This is a genomic window from Acidovorax sp., from assembly GCF_046291265.1.
Classification (GTDB): Bacteria; Pseudomonadota; Gammaproteobacteria; order Burkholderiales; family Burkholderiaceae_C; genus Acidovorax.
The window spans coordinates 1-16,867 of the sequence record NZ_JBKBTV010000002.1; the positions used below are offsets into that span (position 1 = coordinate 1).

18 protein-coding genes are annotated in these 16,867 nt (G+C 63.9%); 7 read left to right on the forward strand and 11 right to left on the reverse strand.

All coding sequences use genetic code 11. The features are described 5' to 3' along the window. Nucleotides 1-224: 224 nt before the first annotated feature. The 3 genes from ACK41V_RS00865 to ACK41V_RS00875 form a co-directional block, all read right to left on the reverse strand. A complete protein-coding gene (locus ACK41V_RS00865) occupies nt 225-521 on the reverse strand; it encodes a 2Fe-2S iron-sulfur cluster-binding protein (protein WP_409776465.1) in 297 nt (98 codons plus the stop codon). A 13-nt stretch (nt 522-534) separates the two neighbouring features. Next, entirely contained in the window at nt 535-1,170 is a 636-nt protein-coding gene (locus ACK41V_RS00870) for a DUF938 domain-containing protein (protein WP_409776468.1), read from the reverse strand. A gap of 565 nt (nt 1,171-1,735) precedes the next feature. Continuing rightward, complete coding sequence (locus ACK41V_RS00875; RefSeq protein WP_121419474.1) at nt 1,736-2,017, reverse strand: DUF427 domain-containing protein; 282 nt, start codon at nt 2,015-2,017, stop codon at nt 1,736-1,738. Between the two features lie 360 nt (nt 2,018-2,377). Between ACK41V_RS00875 and ACK41V_RS00880 the strand changes: the two genes are divergently transcribed. Both ACK41V_RS00880 and gshA read left to right on the forward strand, forming a co-directional pair. Continuing rightward, nucleotides 2,378-3,286, forward strand: coding sequence for an SDR family oxidoreductase (locus tag ACK41V_RS00880; RefSeq protein ID WP_409776471.1), 909 nt, complete (start codon nt 2,378-2,380; stop codon nt 3,284-3,286). Between the two features lie 71 nt (nt 3,287-3,357). Then, nucleotides 3,358-4,884: a glutamate--cysteine ligase gene (gshA, locus tag ACK41V_RS00885; RefSeq protein ID WP_409776475.1), complete on the forward strand. Its 1,527-nt coding sequence runs from the start codon at nt 3,358-3,360 to the stop codon at nt 4,882-4,884. Nucleotides 4,885-5,071: 187 nt separating this feature from the next. Here the strand turns inward: gshA and ACK41V_RS00890 are convergent, their stop codons facing one another. Continuing rightward, entirely contained in the window at nt 5,072-5,242 is a 171-nt protein-coding gene (locus ACK41V_RS00890; protein ID WP_409776918.1) for an oxidoreductase-like domain-containing protein, read from the reverse strand. 56 nt (nt 5,243-5,298) lie between these two features. Beyond that, nucleotides 5,299-5,550, reverse strand: coding sequence for a hypothetical protein (locus ACK41V_RS00895; protein ID WP_409776478.1), 252 nt, complete (start codon nt 5,548-5,550; stop codon nt 5,299-5,301). Between the two features lie 93 nt (nt 5,551-5,643). Between ACK41V_RS00895 and ylqF the strand changes: the two genes are divergently transcribed. Beyond that, nucleotides 5,644-6,615 carry a ribosome biogenesis GTPase YlqF gene (gene ylqF / locus ACK41V_RS00900; RefSeq protein ID WP_409776480.1) on the forward strand — a complete coding sequence of 324 codons (972 nt, stop codon included), beginning with the start codon at nt 5,644-5,646 and terminating at the stop codon, nt 6,613-6,615. A gap of 156 nt (nt 6,616-6,771) precedes the next feature. On the opposite strand, the gene ACK41V_RS00905 is transcribed toward ylqF, so the two are convergent. Together ACK41V_RS00905 and ACK41V_RS00910 are read right to left on the reverse strand one after the other, a co-directional pair. Next, nucleotides 6,772-7,299 (reverse strand): Fur family transcriptional regulator, encoded by a 528-nt coding sequence (locus ACK41V_RS00905; RefSeq protein ID WP_409776483.1) that lies wholly within the window; start codon nt 7,297-7,299, stop codon nt 6,772-6,774. A 56-nt stretch (nt 7,300-7,355) separates the two neighbouring features. Beyond that, nucleotides 7,356-8,627, reverse strand: coding sequence for a hypothetical protein (locus tag ACK41V_RS00910; protein WP_409776486.1), 1,272 nt, complete (start codon nt 8,625-8,627; stop codon nt 7,356-7,358). A gap of 182 nt (nt 8,628-8,809) precedes the next feature. On the opposite strand from ACK41V_RS00910, the gene ACK41V_RS00915 reads away from it, so the two are divergent. After that, nucleotides 8,810-11,104, forward strand: a complete 2,295-nt coding sequence (locus ACK41V_RS00915) for a putative bifunctional diguanylate cyclase/phosphodiesterase (protein ID WP_409776489.1) — start codon at nt 8,810-8,812, stop codon at nt 11,102-11,104. 142 nt (nt 11,105-11,246) lie between these two features. On the opposite strand, the gene ACK41V_RS00920 is transcribed toward ACK41V_RS00915, so the two are convergent. Both ACK41V_RS00920 and ACK41V_RS00925 read right to left on the reverse strand, forming a co-directional pair. Beyond that, complete coding sequence (locus ACK41V_RS00920; RefSeq protein WP_409776492.1) at nt 11,247-11,390, reverse strand: hypothetical protein; 144 nt, start codon at nt 11,388-11,390, stop codon at nt 11,247-11,249. 159 nt (nt 11,391-11,549) lie between these two features. Beyond that, on the reverse strand, nt 11,550-11,999 hold the full coding sequence (locus tag ACK41V_RS00925; RefSeq protein ID WP_409776495.1) for a RidA family protein: 450 nt from the start codon (nt 11,997-11,999) through the stop codon (nt 11,550-11,552). 84 nt (nt 12,000-12,083) lie between these two features. Here ACK41V_RS00925 and soxR point away from each other — a divergent pair, with 84 nt between their 5' ends. Next, nucleotides 12,084-12,554 carry a redox-sensitive transcriptional activator SoxR gene (soxR, locus tag ACK41V_RS00930; protein WP_409776497.1) on the forward strand — a complete coding sequence of 157 codons (471 nt, stop codon included), beginning with the start codon at nt 12,084-12,086 and terminating at the stop codon, nt 12,552-12,554. 126 nt (nt 12,555-12,680) lie between these two features. After that, complete coding sequence (locus ACK41V_RS00935) at nt 12,681-13,712, forward strand: OmpA family protein (protein ID WP_409776500.1); 1,032 nt, start codon at nt 12,681-12,683, stop codon at nt 13,710-13,712. Between the two features lie 138 nt (nt 13,713-13,850). Here the strand turns inward: ACK41V_RS00935 and ACK41V_RS00940 are convergent, their stop codons facing one another. Next, a complete protein-coding gene (locus tag ACK41V_RS00940) occupies nt 13,851-14,408 on the reverse strand; it encodes a dihydrofolate reductase family protein (protein ID WP_409776502.1) in 558 nt (185 codons plus the stop codon). Nucleotides 14,409-14,795: 387 nt separating this feature from the next. On the opposite strand from ACK41V_RS00940, the gene ACK41V_RS00945 reads away from it, so the two are divergent. Further along, complete coding sequence (locus ACK41V_RS00945; RefSeq protein WP_409776505.1) at nt 14,796-15,827, forward strand: OmpA family protein; 1,032 nt, start codon at nt 14,796-14,798, stop codon at nt 15,825-15,827. A gap of 147 nt (nt 15,828-15,974) precedes the next feature. Here the strand turns inward: ACK41V_RS00945 and ACK41V_RS00950 are convergent, their stop codons facing one another. Next, nucleotides 15,975-16,706: a hypothetical protein gene (locus tag ACK41V_RS00950; RefSeq protein WP_409776507.1), complete on the reverse strand. Its 732-nt coding sequence runs from the start codon at nt 16,704-16,706 to the stop codon at nt 15,975-15,977. Nucleotides 16,707-16,867 lie beyond the last annotated feature (161 nt).

Sequence of the window (16,867 nt, forward strand, 5' to 3'; positions counted from 1 at the left end):
GGAAGGCTGGGGCTTTCTGAGGGGGCCGCTGGCGATTTGCCTGCTGGCGGTGTGCTGCAGCACAGGTTCCCGTGGCCGGAGGCAAGGGTGCCCCCAAGAAACCGCCCCAAAGAACATGCGATGCGGCGCTGCCGCACGTCAAAGGGGCATATTGCCCCGGAAGGACTGGATTTTAGTGCACTGGGCACCGGTCCGTACTCAACCGGCGCGCCGCCTCGTGCAGATCAGATGGCGCTGCCTTGCAGAACGACGTCCGACGAAGGGTAGGCCACGCAGGGCAGCACGCAGCCTTCCTCCTTTTCTTCGGCGGTCAGGCCCGGCCATTCGATGGCGTAACGCACCGTGCCTTCCACCAAATGGCCAATACAAGTGCGGCAGGTGCCGTTGCGGCAGGAGCTGGGCCAGTCGATGCCGCCTTGCTCCAGCGACAGCAGCAGGGGCTGTTCGGGCCAGGCATCACATTGTTGGCCATCGGGTTCGACCTTGGCGATGAAGAAGGGGGCGGCGGTGGGTGTGTTCATGGGATGTGTTTCCTCAAGCGTTGCGTGCGGTGTGGGACCACACCAGCAGCAGGTTGTTGGCGGGCAGCGCATGCCGCGCGGCCAGTTGCAGGCCCGCTTCGGCAGCCACAGCGGCCACGTCTTCGATGCGGCGAATGCCCCAGCTCGCGTCTTGTGCGCGCAGGCTGGCATCGAACGACAGGTTGCCGGGTGCGGTGGGCACGCCATCTTCCAGGTACGGGCCGTAGGTGACGAGGTGGCCGCACGGCGCCAGGTGCCGCGCGGCGCCCTGCATCAGCCCGGTGCAGCAGGCCCAGGGCGCGATGTGCAACATGTTGGCGCAGTAGATCAGGTCAAACGTGGCGCCGAATGCGGGGGGCTCGCTGGGCCAGGGGCTTTGCAGCACATCCAGCCGCAGCGGCGGACGCACGTTGCGGGCGCCCGCCTGGGTGGCCCAGCCGTTGATCGAGCCAAAGTGGGTGGCCTGCTGGTCGGTGGGCTGCCAGGTCCAGCCGGGCAGGGCGGCGGCAAAGTGCGCGGCGTGCTGGCCGGTGCCGCTGGCAACCTCCAGCGCCGCACCCGCAGGCGCCAGCAGGGCCAGCAGCTGCGCCAGGATGGGGGCTTGGTTGCGTTCGGCGGCGGGGCTGTGCTGGAGTTGCGGGATGGGCATGGATGATTAGGTGCTTTTGGCCTCTAGCGCTTATCCGATAAGCGCTAGCAGCTATGAAATGAAGAGCGCCACAAGGGCGCCGATGGGGACTGTACCGCAGTCATCCTCCCCCACGGTATTGCCTGTTTTTTAAGCGACACAAGGAGTTCCTTTGTAAATCAAGCACTTAACCCGGTCATACAAGGCTTGTTCGTAGTTATCCACAAGATTGTCCCGGGCGGGCAGGGATAACCGGGGGTTTTGTGGCCGTCTCGGGCGTGTGGGCAGCCGGGTTGCAAAGCCAAGGGAACATGCCTATCTTTTAAGCGTTACAAGGATATCCTTTGTAAATCAAGCACTTAAACATGTCATACAAGGCTTATCCAAGGTTATCCACAAGATTGTCCAGTGCAGAACGGGACAACTATCAACTTGGTGAACGGGCCTGCTTAAAAATAAGGCGGTGCAGGGCATTCCTATACAAATCAAGCACTTGGGGCCGTCATACAAGGCTTGTCCAAACTTATCCACATGATTGTCCAGCGCTGGCAGGGATAACCCGCGGCGCACGTTGCCAGCCGCACGCTCAGGCCGAAACCTTCACGCCCTTCCAGAAAGCGACGCGGCCCTTGATTTCTTCAGCCTCGGGCTTGGGGTCGGCGTAAAACCAGGCGGCGTCGGTGTTCATCTCGCCGTTGACCAGCAGCGACAGGTAGCTGGCCTGGCCTTTCCAGTGGCAGGTGGTCTTGTGGTTGCTGAAAGTGAAGTAGTCGCGGTTGAGCGCGCTTTCGGGAAAGTAGTGGTTGCCTTCGACCACCACGGTGTCGTCGCTCTCGGCCACCACCACGTCGTTCCAGACTGCTTTCATGACGAAAATCCTTGGTAAAAATAGCCTGTAACGCTTGATGTAAAAGCGCTGATAGCTATGAAATTGTGAGTAATGGCGCGCCGCAGCGGGTGCGGTGCCTGGGAAGGTGTTGCGAGGCCGATTATTCCCAATGTGCCGTGGGTGTGCACGCGGAACTGGGCGATCCGTGGCGATCCGGGGCATGACAGGGGCGAGGCGCCTTGGCTTCAGTCGCCTGCGCAACCGGCTGCCCCCGGCGCGTGGCTTACAGTGCAGCGCGCGGCGCCAGTGCCTTTCAGTGCCTTTGAGCAGCAGTTGCCAGGCTTTTTTCGCTTCATCCATTTATTCATTCAGTCATTGAGACAACAGGAGAGCTTCACCATGGGTATTGATTTCAACGGCCGCGTGGCCATCGTGACGGGCGCGGGCGGCGGTCTGGGTCGCCAGCATGCGCTGGCGCTGGCAGCGCGCGGCGCCAAGGTGTTGGTCAACGACCTGGGTGGCGCGGTGGATGGCAGTGGCGCCACGGTGGGTGCGGCACAGGCCGTTGTCGATGAGATCCGTGCGGCGGGCGGCGAAGCGCTGGCCAATGGCGCGTCCGTCACCGACTTCGCGGCGGTCGAGGCCATGGTGCAGCAGGCCATCGACGCCTGGGGCCGGGTGGATGTGCTGGTCAACAACGCGGGCATCCTGCGCGACAAGTCTTTCTCCAAGATGAGCATGGACGACTTCCGCCTGGTGGTGGACGTGCACCTGATGGGCGCCGCCAACTGCTGCAAGGCCGTGTGGCCGCACATGGTGGCGCAGCAGTACGGCCGCATCGTGATGACCACGTCGTCCACCGGCTTGTACGGCAACTTCGGCCAAAGCAACTACGGCGCGGCCAAGCTGGCCCAGGTGGGGCTGATGCAGACCCTGGCGATTGAAGGCGCCAAGTACAACATCCACGTCAACGCCCTGGCCCCCACGGCCGCCACGCGCATGACCGAGGGCCTGATGCCCCAGGAGGTGCTCGATGCCTTGAAGCCCGAGGCCGTGGTGCCTGCCATGCTGGTGCTGGCGCACGAAAGCGCGCCCACGCGCACCATCCTGTGTGCGGGCGCGGGCACGTTCGAGGCCGCCCACATCACCCTGACGCAGGGCGTTCATCTGGGCATCGGCGCCGATGTGCCCGAGCAGCTGGCGGCCCACCTGGCCCAGGTGACGGACCGTGCTGGCGAGCAAGTACCACAAAGTGGTGCCGCACAGGGAACCAACGAAGTTGGAAAGGCCTTGGCCGCAAGGGCTTGACACCCGTCTGGGCGGACCAGCGCTTGACGTGCTAAGTTCCGGGCCGACAGAAGTTGGATCGGTACAAACATATGAGCAAATTGCACGAGAGACTGGCCGCCTACCCGGCGGAGGCCCTGGGAGGGATTCGCCGCGGCATCGAGAAGGAAGGGTTGCGCGTGCTGCCCACGGGTGGCCTCGCCCTCACGCCCCACCCACTGGCACTGGGCTCGGCCCTCACGCATCCCCTGATCACCACCGACTACAGCGAGTCGCAGCTGGAGCTGATCACCGGCGCCCACAAGGGCGTGATGCAGTGCCTGGATGAGCTGACCGAGGTGCACCAGTTTGTGCACCACACCTTGAAGGACAGCGGCGAGCTGCTGTGGGCGTCCAGCATGCCCTGTGGCCTGCCGACGGACGAGACGATTCCGCTGGGCCGCTACGGCGGCTCCAACGTCGGCCGCGCCAAAAGCGTGTACCGCATGGGCCTGGGCCACCGTTATGGCCGCCGCATGCAGACCATCTCTGGCATTCACTACAACTGGTCGCTGCCGGGCGTGGACAGCGAGCAGTATTTTTCGCTGATCCGCAACTTCCGTCGCCACGCGTTTGTGCTGCTGTACCTGTTTGGCGCGTCTCCCGCGCTGTGCCCCTGTTTTGTGCAAGGGCGCGAACATGGCCTGCAGCAGATGGCGGGCGGCAGCGCGCTGTACCTGCCCCATGCCACGTCGCTGCGCATGGGCCGCCTGGGCTACCAGAGCGATGCCCAGTCCACGCTGGCCGTGAGCTACAACGGCCTCACGGGCTACGCCAACTCGCTGCACGAAGCGCTGACCAAGCCGTACCCCGCGTACGAAACCGTGGGCGTGCGCAACCCGGGCGGCGACTACAACCAGCTCGGCACCAGCCTGCTGCAGATCGAAAACGAGTTCTACGGCACCATCCGCCCCAAGCGCACCGTGCGCACCGGCGAGCGCCCGCTGCACGCGCTGCGCGAGCGCGGTGTGGAATATGTCGAAGTGCGCCTGATGGACCTGGACCCGTTTGTGCCCGTGGGCATCACATCCAGCACCATGCGCATGCTGGACGTGTTCTTGCTGCACTGCCTGCTGTCCGACAGCCCGCCTGACACCCCAGCCGAGATTGCCGAACTCAAGCACAACCAGCACCTCACGGCCGAACGCGGCCGCGAGCAGGGCCTGCAACTGATGCGCAACGGCCGGAGTGTGGCGCTGACCGAATGGGGCGCTGAAGTGCTGGCCGCGTGCGAGCCTTTGGCCGCAGCGCTGGACGCCACCCATGGCACCGACGACTACAGCACCGCCCTGCGCGAAGCCCGCGCCCTGATGGCAGCGCCCGCCCAAACGCCATCTGCCCGTGTGCTGGACCACATGGTGCAGGGCCACGCCAACAGTTTTGAATCGTTTGCCCGCCAGCAATCCATCGCCGCACGCGACGCGTTGCTGGCGCTGCCCTGGACCGACGACCAGCAGGCGCGTTACCTGGCCATGGCCGACGAGTCGATTGCGGCGCAAAAGGCCATTGAGGCGGCGGACACCCTGCCGTTTGAAGAGTGGCGCGAGCAGTACATGTCAGTGAAGGAGTTGACCCCCTGAGCGGCTGCGCCGCTTCCCCCAAGGGGGACGCCACCGGTGGCCTGGCAGAGCCAGTTCCACGGTGGCACTGGCTTGGGTTGCGCCAGTTTTTAGGCGGGTCTGCTGCACGGCAGGTTTTTGGATGCTCTGAATTTGATAGCTACTAGCGCTTATCCATCAAGCGCTAGAGGCCAATTTGGCTTGAAATTCAGCCCTGTAGCTGTAGCAACGCCTCTTGCCGCCAGTATTCGGCGGCGTCCAGAAAACCCTCCCACACACAGCCGTTGCAGCCGCGCCCACAGCAGGTGGTGGGCTCAGGGGGTGGATTGCGCAGCGTGATGCCAGCGTCTGCAGCGCGCTGCTGCATCGCCAGGAACATGGCCTGGGCTGTGGCGCCGTCCACAGCGCGGGCCGGGGCTGCGACAGCGGCCAATGTCACGGCTGGCGGCGCCCGGCCTTGGCGCGGCGCATGCCGTACTGGACCCCAAACGCAATGCCCAGCACCAGCGCAAACCAGCCCACCAGGGCCGCCTGGTTCATGAGATCGCGCACGCTGGCAGAGCGGGCGACGTACGGCGCCAGCAGGATGACCAGGCCAATCAGGGCTAAGGTCACGCTCTTGAACAGCAGCTCCTTGTCGGCCTTGCTGGCGGTGGCTTTGCGTGGGGTGTCGAGAGGGGCTGGCATGCGGGTTTAAAACGCGGTGGCGTGGGCAAGTGTGGACCGCGATTATCCTTGCCACCCTTAGATTGATTCGAATACACCAGAAAGTACCCCCGCATGGCCATCCAGTGGTTCCCCGGTCACATGCACCTGACCCGTAAAGCCATCACCGAACGCATCAAGGACATTGACGTGGTGATCGAGGTGCTGGACGCGCGCCTGCCTGGCTCCAGCGCCAACCCGCTGCTGGCCGAAATCACGGGCCACAAGCCCACGCTCAAGGTGCTCAACAAGCAGGACGTGGCCGACGCAGAGCGCACGCCGCTGTGGGTGGACTGGTACAACGCCCAGAGCAACACGCGCGCCTTGCCGCTCGATGCGTCGGATCCAGCCCCCACGCGCAAGCTGATTGACGCCTGCCACCTGCTGTCGCCCAACCGGGGCGGCATGGCCAAACCCATGCGGGTGCTGATCTGCGGCGTGCCCAACGTGGGCAAGTCCACGCTCATCAACACCCTCAGCAACAAGCGCCAAGCCAAGACGGGCGACGAGGCTGGCATCACCAAGCTGGAGCAGCGCATCACGCTGGCCGACGACTTCTATCTGTGGGACACGCCCGGCATGCTGTGGCCGCGCATTGTGGTGCCCGAGAGTGGCTACAACCTGGCCGCCAGCGGTGCGGTGGGCCGCAACGCTTATGACGAAGAACTGGTGGCGCTGGAACTGCTACGCCGTCTGCAGAAAAACTACGCCCCCTTGCTGGAGGCGCGCTACAAGCTGGGCCTGCCTGCAGGCGCCGTGGTCGAGATGCACGACGAAGAACTGCTCGAAGCCATTGGCCGCAAACGCGGCGCCATGCTGGGCGGCGGCAAGGTCAACCTGCAAAAGACGGCCGAGATTGTGATGACGGACTTTCGCACCGCCATCCTGGGCCGCGTCACGCTGGAGACGCCCACCGAGTTTGAAGCGTGGCGCGCTGCAGGCCTGGCCGAAGACGCCAAGCGGCAGGCCAAGAAAGACGCGCGCGCCAAGTCCAAAGGCAAAGGGTCTGGCGTGCGTGAGCCTGCGCCGGGCAGCGACGAGGATTGATGGCGGGTAAAGGGCCCGCTATTGGGTCGGAGTTTTTGAACTTGAAACACCCGTTCGGACTGAGCCCTTCGACGGTCTCAGGACAGGTTTTCCGAAGCCTCGCGCGGCGCTTCGACTGCGCTCAGCGTGAACGGCTTCCAGTGAGTTGATGCCGACTCAATGGTCTGCGGCCCGCGCCTTGTCGCTGCAGCGCTGGCACAGCCCTTTGATCTCCAGACCCCTTGCCTCAAACCCGGGCAGGTAGGCGGCTACCTGCGCGCTCAAGGCGTTGAACTGCGGGTCGTCGTGCCATTCGGTGATCTCGCCGCACTGGGTGCACACCAGCATCATGCTGGGGTGGTCGTGTTCAGCGTCGGTGCACACCACGTAGGTGTTGGTCGCGTCCACCTTGTGCACCAGGCGCTGCTCCATCAAGAAGTCGAGCGCCCGGTACACCGTGGTGGGGGCCACGCGGCCTTTGCGCGTCTGCATGTCTTCCTGCAAGTCATAGGCCTTGGCGCTGCCCCCGCGGTGCAGCAGCAGCTCCAGCACCTCGCGGCGCTGCTCGGTCAGTTGCGCGCCGTTGTGGCTGCAGTGCGCTCGGGCCGCGTCCAGCCACTGGCCCAGGGCCTGCGGGTCTGCCGCATCGGGCATGGCATGGGGGGCGTGGCTGTGGGAGGCTGTGGACTTTTTCTTGGCAGGCATGCGCGGCAGTTTAGCGGTGCCGCCGCCAGCGGTCGCGGGCCTGCAAAGTCAAACCGTCAGGGGGCAATGCCCAGCCAGGCCAGGCCTGTGGGCGCAAACCCCATGTCCAGTCGCTTGCGCACCGTAGCGCCGGGCACGTCCACCACCGCCACCTGGCGAGCCGCGGGGTCCGACACCAATAACTCATTCCGCGCGAGGCTGGCCACCAGGCTGGGGAAGGGCGCGGCCGTGGGCATCTGCGCCACCACGTTCACCTTGGCGCGGGTGGCAAAGGCGTGGGCGGGGCTGGTGATGTGCAGCGCGCCCTGGTCGTCCAGCACCGCGTAGTTAGTGCCTGCGCGGTCAAAGCCCTGGGCGCGCACGGTGCGGCCTTCAGCCCAGTTCAGGCGCGTGATGCGGCCTGCATCCGCATCGATGACGAACAGGTGCCCCGGCGATGCCAGGCCCACCAACTGCGCCACCTTGTCATGGCCTTTGATGGTGCCAATGCGCACGCCTGTGGGTGTATCGGAAGGGTTGAGCAGCTTGCGTGCGGTGAACGTAGCGCTGGCGCCCGTGCCCGCTCGGCTCACCACCAGTACGCCATCGCTGCAGCCAAACGCCGTGTGTTTTGCGTTGGTGAAGCTGCCATGCAGGTCGGGGCAGGTTTCAGAAAAACGCTGCACAAACGTGAACCCGGTGGTGGTGCGGCGGTACAGATCCACCTGCACGGGCAGGGTGCTGGTGCTCGCCGGGTCGCGGTAGGTGGTCAGCAGGTGCTCGCCCAGAGGTTCTGCCGTGCCATGCATGGGCAGGGGCAGCGGCAGGCGTGCGTCTGCCGTGCCTTTGCCAATGCCCGCGTCGCTGAGCAGCACCACTTCGGCGTTCTTGTTGTCGGCCACCAGGCCATCGTTGAACAGCGCGGCCTGGCTGCCGTGCGTTTCGAAATGGGTGGGGCGCACGGCGGGCAGGCGCAGGCTCAGCAGGCGCGGCGCCTCGCGGTAGTCGTGCAGGTGGTCGCCATGGTCTTCTTGCCACAGGCCACCGTCGATGAACTGGGCCTGGTCTTGCGTGCGCTGCAGGGCAATGGCGTAGCGCCCACCCGGGCTGGCGTACACCGCGGCGGGTGGGTGGTCCAGCGCGAACGACTGGGCCAGCTTGCCTTCGTCCAGGTCAAAGATGCGCACGCTGGCGCTGTCGGCCTGCAGCACGGCCAGGCGGCCTGCGGAGTCGATGCGCTCGGCTTCGTCAACGGGCGCATCGCCCGACCCCCCACCGCCACAACCGGCCAGCAGAGCGGCACTGGCCACGGTGAGCGCGCCCAGGCGCAAGAAGGCGTGTCTGTTCATTGTGAAATCCTCAGATGCTGATGATAGTTGATGTTACAACGTAACTGTAACACTATAACAATCACCAGTGACCGGCCTTCGGTGCCATTCGCGGGCGTCGTTGGCAGTGCGTGGCGTTTTGCCGGTAGCTGATTCAACAAGCCGCAGTTAGGATGGGCTCCCACCCCGCAACCCCCGTCGCCATGGCCGAAGCCCCCGCTGTTCCGCTGCTACACCACCAAGACGCCACCACCCGCCATCTGGTCCGCGTGGCGGGCTGGGCGGTGATGTTGCTCGGGGCGGTCATTGGGCTGTTGCTGATGTTTGACGAACCGGTGCAACCCGCGCGGGTTGCGCTGAACTTTGTGGCCGGCGCGGTCGGCGGCACCGCACTGCTGTTGGCCCGCATGGGGCGCTGGACGCAGGCGGCCCACCTGCTGGTATGGGGCGTGTGGGTGTCGGTGTCGCTGGTGGCGGCGCGCAACGGCGGGGTCAATGGCCCCAACCTGCTCAACTATCCCGTCATCATTGTGTTGGCCGGCTGGATGCTGGGGGTGCGTGCAACGCTCACCCTGGTAGGGCTGACCGCGCTGCTGTTCATGGGCTTCATCTGGGCCGACATCGAGGGCATGTTCAAGCCGGTGCAGGTAGCCAACCGCGTGGCGGGGGCGGTGTACCTGGCGGGCATTCTGGTGCTGACGGCGGCAGCCACGCTGCTGTCGCGCCGCAACTACATGAGCCGCGTGCACGAAGCGCAGCAGACTGCTGCCAACCTGGCCACCAGCGAGGCCGCGCTGCGCAAGCTGCTGCGTGCGGTGGAGCAAAGCCCCGAGAGCATTGTCATCACCGACTTGCAGGAAGACATCGAGTACGTGAACGACGCGTTTGTGCGCCGCACTGGCTATGCACGCGATGAAGTGGTGGGCGGTGCGTCGGCCCGCTTTTCGAGCAACGGCCTGGCGCCCGCGCAGCGCGAAGGCGTGCGGTCCGCGCTCGCCCGGGGTGACTCCTGGGCGGGCGAGCAGGTCAACTACCGCAAAGATGGCCAGGCGCTGATCGAATCAGTGGTGGTGGCGCCCATCCGCCAGCCCGATGGGCATGTGAGCCACTATGTAGAACTCAAGCAGGACATCACCGAACGCAAACGCGCGGCTGACGAAATCCACCGCCTCGCGCATTTCGACAGCCTCACCAGCCTGCCCAACCGCTTCACGCTGATGGAGCGGCTGTCGGTGCTGCAGGGCCGCCCCGGCCGTCCCCCTGTGGCACAACACGCGTTGCTGTTGCTCGACCTGGACCGTTTCACCACCTTCAACGACGCGCGTGGCAGCGAAATGGGCGACCGCCTGCTGTGTGCGGTGGCGCTGCGCCTGTCTGAAATCCTGCCCGCACAGGGCCTGCTGGTGCGCGTAGCAGGGGATGAGTTTGCGGTGGTGCTACATGGCCTGGGCGCCGACGTGGCGCTGGCGGGCAGCCAAGCCCTGCTGTTTGCCGAGAAGCTGCAGGCCGCGCTGCTGCGCCCCTTGCTGCTGGACGGCGATGCGGAAGAAGCCCAGCTGGGCGCCAGTGTGGGCATCACGCTGTACCCGCAAACGGGCGACGACGGCGCGCACGACGCGCTGCGCAGGGCGGGTACCGCGCTGCATCGCGCCAAGCAGGCGGGCGGCGGGCGTGCCGCGTTTTTTGAGCAGGGCATGGGCGAGGCGGCCGAGCAGCGGTTTCGTGTGGAGCGCGAACTGCGCCAGGCCGTGGGTGCGGGCGAGCTGCGGCTGTACCTGCAGTCGCAGGTGGATGTGCAGGGCCAGCTGACGGGCGCGGAGGTGCTGGTGCGCTGGCAACACCCGCGCGACGGGCTGGTGGCGCCCGGCGTGTTCATACCCATTGCCGAGGAGTCCGATCTCATCGTGGGTGTGGGTGACTGGGTGCTGGCGCAGTCCTGTGCGCTGCTGGCGCAGCCCGCCTTCAAGGCGCGGGGGCTGCGGCTGTCGGTCAACCTCAGCGCGCGGCAGTTTCGGCAAACGCGTTTTGTGCCGCAGCTGCGTGCCCTGTTGGCCGCCAGCGGCGCCGACCCGCGGCTGTTGACGCTGGAAGTCACCGAAGGCCTGGTGATTGAAGACTTTGACGACGTGGTGGCCAAGATGCACGAGCTGGCCGCGCTGGGCGTGGACATGTCGTTGGATGACTTTGGCACGGGCTATTCATCGCTGGCGTACCTGAAGCGCCTGCCCATTCAAGAGATCAAGATCGACCGGTCATTTGTGCACGATGCGCCCACCAACGCCGACGATGGTGTGCTGGTGGACGGCATTTTGTCGGTCGCCCGCCACTTTGGCCTGCGAGTGGTGGCCGAGGGGGTGGAGACCCGTGCCCAGGCCGACTTTTTGAGCCAGCGCGCGCCAGACATCGTCTACCAGGGCTACCTGTTTGGTCGCCCCGAGCCGGACGTGGACTGGCTGGCCCGGCTTGCGCAGGTTGCTGCCACAGCGGCCCATGGGTAGACCCGCAGCCCAATGCGGGCTCGCGGTGCACGGGATGGGAAGAAATTTATATAAAAATAGCCGCTAGCGCTTGATGGATAAGCGCTAGCAGCTATATTTTTAGTAGCAATTGCGATCTGCGGTGATCCGCAGCGCCGACGACTTACTTGTTCTTCTCTTTTCCGCGAGGAATCACGGCGGTCATGGGTGGCATGGGCCGGTCAGAGCCGCTGCCCTCCTTGGGGAGCGAAGTGTCCTTCTTGGGTTTCTTCGCCATCTTGTTACTGCGTTGTTCGCCTTTGGCCATAGTGCCTCCTGTAAAGGTCTCGGGATGGGACCGCTGCGCAGGATGGTACGCCACAACCAGGGGCGCCGGAATGGCAAACCAAGGCTCTTTTGGACAGTTGGGCGTGTGGCGCGGCGGGCTGCCCCTCTGCGCCCTGGCTGCGGCGCAGGGAACAGGCTCTTAAACCGCTGCTGCGGTCACCACGGCCGTGGCCTCCACCTCCACCAGCATGCCGTCCAGCGCCAGTCGCGGCACCGGGATCAGCGTGCAGCCCGGGGCCGGACCGTCGGTCCATACCCGGCGCGCAGCGTCGGCCCAGACCGCTAGGCGGGCTTCGGAATGGTCCACCACCAGCAAGGTCAGGCGCACCACATCGTTCACCGTAGCACCCGCCGCAGTAAGTGCCGTGCGCATGTTGTTCAGCGCTTGTTCGAGCTGCTCTGCAAAGTCGGGCGACAGCTTGCCCGCCAGGTTCTCGCCGCCTTGGCCCGATGCATAAACGGTGCGGCCCTGCAGCGGCGCCACCACCACGTGTGAGTAGCCGTTAGGCGCAGGGTCGTACAGGCCGGCCGGGTTGATATGGGTGAGCGACGTGTGGTGCGGGGAGAGTTTCGAAGCGATCTGCGGCATGGCATGTTCCGTTCAGGGTTGAAGAAGGGGGCAGTATCAAACCTCAAGTAAAGTTAAGGTCAACTCATTTTTTGAGGAATAGGCATGAAGCACGACGATGCCACTGGCGACGGAGCGATGACCATAGACCTGACGGCAGACCTCTCGGTGGGCGAGGTGGCGCGGCGCAGCGGCCTTGCGGTCTCGGCCCTGCATTTTTATGAATCACGCGGCTTGCTGGCCAGCGTGCGCAACGCTGGCAATCAGCGCCGCTACCCTCGCTCGGTGCTGCGCCGGGTGGCCGTCATCAAGGTGGCCCAGCGCATGGGCGTGCCCCTGGCCGCCATCGCAGAGGCGCTCCAGGCACTGCCCGCAGGCCGAACCCCCACGGTGGCCGACTGGCGGCGCCTGTCACAGCGCTGGCGCGAAGACCTCGACGAGCGCATCCGCACGCTGACCGCGCTGCGCGACCAGTTGGATGGCTGCATCGGCTGTGGCTGCCTGTCGCTCAAGGTCTGCCCGCTGCGCAATGCGCAGGACGCGCTGGCCCAGCAGGGGCCAGGGCCGCATTTTTGAGCCGCTGCGTGATTTATTGCGCGCGTTCGCTGGTGGCCACGGCGGGGGGATGGCGCCCCGCAAGGGCCTCACCTATCATCGCCATGCCCTCCGCGGGCGAGGTACGAGCTTCTCCAACTCAACAGGATGTGCATCATGATCAAGCGGCTGTTTCGTCAATGGGGCGCTGTGCTGTGCCTGGGTTTTGTAGGGTTGGCCAGCACGGGTGCTGCCACGGCGCAGGACCTTGCAGGCGCCAAGGACCACCCGGCGGTCAAGCGGTTTGGCGGCAGCACCATCGTGGGCTACGAGGTGCGCAACTTTGATGCTGTCGAATTCCAGACCTCGACCTTCAAGGAGTTCGACCTGCAGGCCAACAAGCGGCGCTACGTGCAGCCACCGCTCGCTCTGGAAGGCAAGCTCACCCGCCTGTGGTACGAGGCCCCGGGCGCCACGCGGTCGCTGGAGCTGTATCGCAACTACACCAACGACCTCGCGGCCAACGGGTTCACTGCGCTGTACGACTCCACACGCGACAGCGCTGCAGGCAGCTACACCAACTTTCTGGCCAACTTCAGCGGCGGCCAGCGCGACCTCATCAAGAACAATCGCAGCGAGTACGTGATGTACGCCGCCGACGCGAGCACCGTGCGCACCGGCACGTTCCAGAAGGGCAACACCACGGTGCGCCTCGTGGCCATCGACTGGCCCAAAGAGGACGCCACGTACAAGTCGAAGCAGGGCGCCTACATCGCCGTGGACATCCTGGAGACCAAGGCCATGGAGCAGAACATGGTGGTGGTCAGTGCGTCCGATATCAGCAAGTCCATCACCGCCAGCGGCAAGGTTGCCATCTACGGCATCTTGTTTGACACCGGTAAGGCCGACGTCAAGCCCGAGTCCAAGCCGTCACTGGAGCAGATTGCCGCGTTTTTGAAAGCCGAACCCACCGTCAAGCTGCACGTGGTGGGCCACACTGACAGTGTCGGGGGCTTTGACAGCAACCTGGCTTTGTCCAAACGGCGGGCGGATGCGGTGGTGGCTGCGTTGGCCAAAGACTACGGCATTGCCGCTAATCGCATGGTGGGCAACGGGGTGGCGTCTTTGGCGCCCGTGGCCAGCAACAGCAGCGATGAAGGGCGCGCCAAAAACCGGCGGGTGGAACTGGTGCTGCAGTAGGTTTTCGGACGGGAGTGGCTGCCGATTCAACTTGTATTTAGCGGCTGTGTGCACGTCAGCGAATGGGCGTTGTGGGCTCGAAGCGGGCGCCAGGTGCTCCCCGGAAGCAGCGTTCAACGCTCATGTTGCAACCGATTGTTAGCCGCGCGCCCGGTAATGCATTGCCACCGCGCCGTTGCGGAGCGGCTTTGCCGAGATCAGTTCAAGCCGTCGCGTGTGGGGCAGCCCGCTCTGGTACAGAGTCGGGCCGTGACCGGCGATCCTGGGGTGAACGAGAAACTGGTATTCGTCGATCAGATCCAGCCGGTCCAGCTCGGTCGCGAGCTTGCTGCTACCGAGGAGCACGCCGGCTGGGGTTGCGTCCTTGAGCTTTTGCACGCCCGAGCGCAAGTCTCCGACGATGTGGTGGCTGTGGGACCACGGGAAGTCCGTTCGCGTCAACGACACGACGTACTTCGGCTTGAGTTGCAGCTTGGCCGCCCATTCGTGTACCTTTGGCGGCGCCTGCACATCGCCGCGGGCGACCGCCGGCCAATAGCTCTCCATCATTTCGTAGGTCGTTCGGCCCCACAGCATCGCCCCACTCTCGTCCATGAGGCGGGTGAAAAAGGCATGCGTCTCATCGTCGGCGATTCCTTCCTGGTGGTCTACGCAGCCGTCCAGAGTGACGTTGAGGCTGAGGGTTAGAAGTCCCATGCGAGTCTCCTTCGGGTTGGGGGCCGCTGGACCGGCTGCTTTCGAAGCGCGAGGCGGCACCGTGAATGATCGACCGTGGCCGGATTGTGCCGTAGGCATCAGCAGCAGCTATTGGCCGCTCCCCGAGGGGTTCAACACCCTGATTGGACAAGTCCCTCGGTTTCTGGTGCGAGCGTTCATTGATTTCGATACTTGGACAGACAACGCTGGCCCAGCAGGGGCGGGGGGCGCATTTTTGAGCCCGTGTGATTTATTGCGCGCTTCCCTGCGCAATTGCACCAATCCTTGCAGCGCGGGGTGGCGTGCCACAAACGCCTCACCTATCATCGCCGTGCCCTCCCGGGCCTGCCCGCGGATAGCGGCTTTGTGACCTCTCAACTCAACAGGATGTGCATCATGATCATGCGGCTGATTCGTCAATGGGGCGCGCTGCTGTGCCTGGGGTTGCTGGCTGCTGCCAGCGTGGGTTCGGCCACGGCGCAGGACATGCCGGGCAGCAAAGACCATCCGGTGCTCAAGCGTTTTGGGGGCAGTGTGATCGTGGGGTACGAAGTCCGCAATTTCGATGCCGTGGAGTTCCAGACCTCGACCTTCAAGGAGTACGACCTGGCAGCCAGTGCCCGTCGCTACGTCCAGCCGCCGCTGCAGCTGGAAGGCAAGCTGACCCGCCTGTGGTACGAGGCTCCGGGCGAAACGCGCTCGCTGGAGCTTTATCGCAACTACGTGAACGAACTCACGGCCGCAGGGTTTCAGCCCCTCTATGACTCCACACGCGACGGGTCCGTCGGGCGCTGGAACAACTTTATGGCCAGCTTCAGCAGGGGCAAAAAGGACTACATCAAGAACAACCGCTCCGAGTACGTGATGTACGCAGCCAGTATCGGCAGCATTCGCACCGGCACCTTTCAGAAGGACAACACCACCGTGCGCCTGTTGGCCGTTGACTGGTCCAAGGAAGAAAAGTCTTATAAATCCCGCGCAGGGGCGTACATCGCGGTAGATGTCATGGAGACCAAATCCATGGACCAGAACATGGTGGTGGTCAGCGCATCAGACATCAGCAAGTCCATCACCGCCAACGGCAAAGTGGCCATCTATGGCATCTTGTTCGACACCGGCAAGGCCGACGTGAAGCCCGAATCTAAGCCGTCGCTGGAACAAATCGCTGCTTTCTTGAAAGCCGAACCCGCCGTCAAGCTGCATGTGGTGGGCCACACCGATAGCGTGGGCGGCTTTGACAGCAACCTCGCGTTGTCCAAACGGCGCGCGGATGCGGTGGCGGCTGCGTTGACCAAAGACCATGGCATTGCAGCCAGTCGCATGGTGGGTAATGGGGTCGCTTCTTTGGCGCCCGTGGCCAGCAATAGCAGTGAGGAAGGGCGCGCCAAGAATCGGCGGGTGGAGTTGGTGCTGCAGTAGGTGGGCGGGGGCTACTTACCTTGCGGCGGTTGGCGAGGGGGCTGTTGGTTAAATGCAGCCGGTGGCTGCTGGGACAATCGGTTGCGCAACGTTTAAGGGTACTTGCCTCATCCCGTTTTTCACGCTAAGTACGCATGAATTGCAGGGCTAGCTGCCGTTAAGAGCTTGCACCCGGGCGACTTGGTATTCATATAGGTCGAGCCAGCTGCTCTCGCCAGCTCGGACGTGAACTACTTTCTGCTTGGCGCTGAGTTCAACTGCGCCAGGGGTGGCTTTTGTTAGGCTCCGTATTGCAGATGCTGCGTGTCCTGGAGGTATGCCATCTTCGAACATCAGTAGATAAAAAACTGCTGGTCCGAAAATGTTGAATCGCAAGACGTATCTCTGCTCGCCAGGAATACCGCCATAGCAGATGCGGACTAGAAATGGATTCAGCAGTGGCGATCCGTTTGTGATTCGAACAAAGGGTTCTGCGGCAATCCTTGATTGGCCAAGTACCTCGGGCCGAGCAAGATACAGTAGTACAGACACTTGGTTACGTGACGGCAAGGGCCCCAGGCCACGCATAAAAGGTACATATTTTTCAAAAAGTGGGCGGTGAGCACCGTCCGTTCTTGATGAGTTGAACGACACTTTCAGAAGCCATCTGAGCAAGAGCGCGTAGTCATACCTAAGCATGAGGTCGCGCCTCGTATAGTTGTGGACGAGTAGCCCCGAGTCGCTTAACACCTGTTTGCCATAGGCATCGAGTTCGCTCAGCGCTCGATTGTTGCAGTCGGCACAGACGTCCTTGACTTTCCCTTCGCCCCCCACCATGCGTTGGGCTACTTCATTCCACCCCGTCACCGAACGCTCCAGTTGCTTCTGGAAGTCGTACATGAAGGCGGGAATTACGTGTTCCCTGGTAGGCGGTCGATCTTGCTGGCAATAGGCGCATACAGTCATGGGGCGGCGAACGTAGTGCATCTATCGGATGTCTGTGGGAAAAGCTGGGCGGTACTAAATATTCTGTGCACTCATTCCTCCTGAAAGTGGCTTGC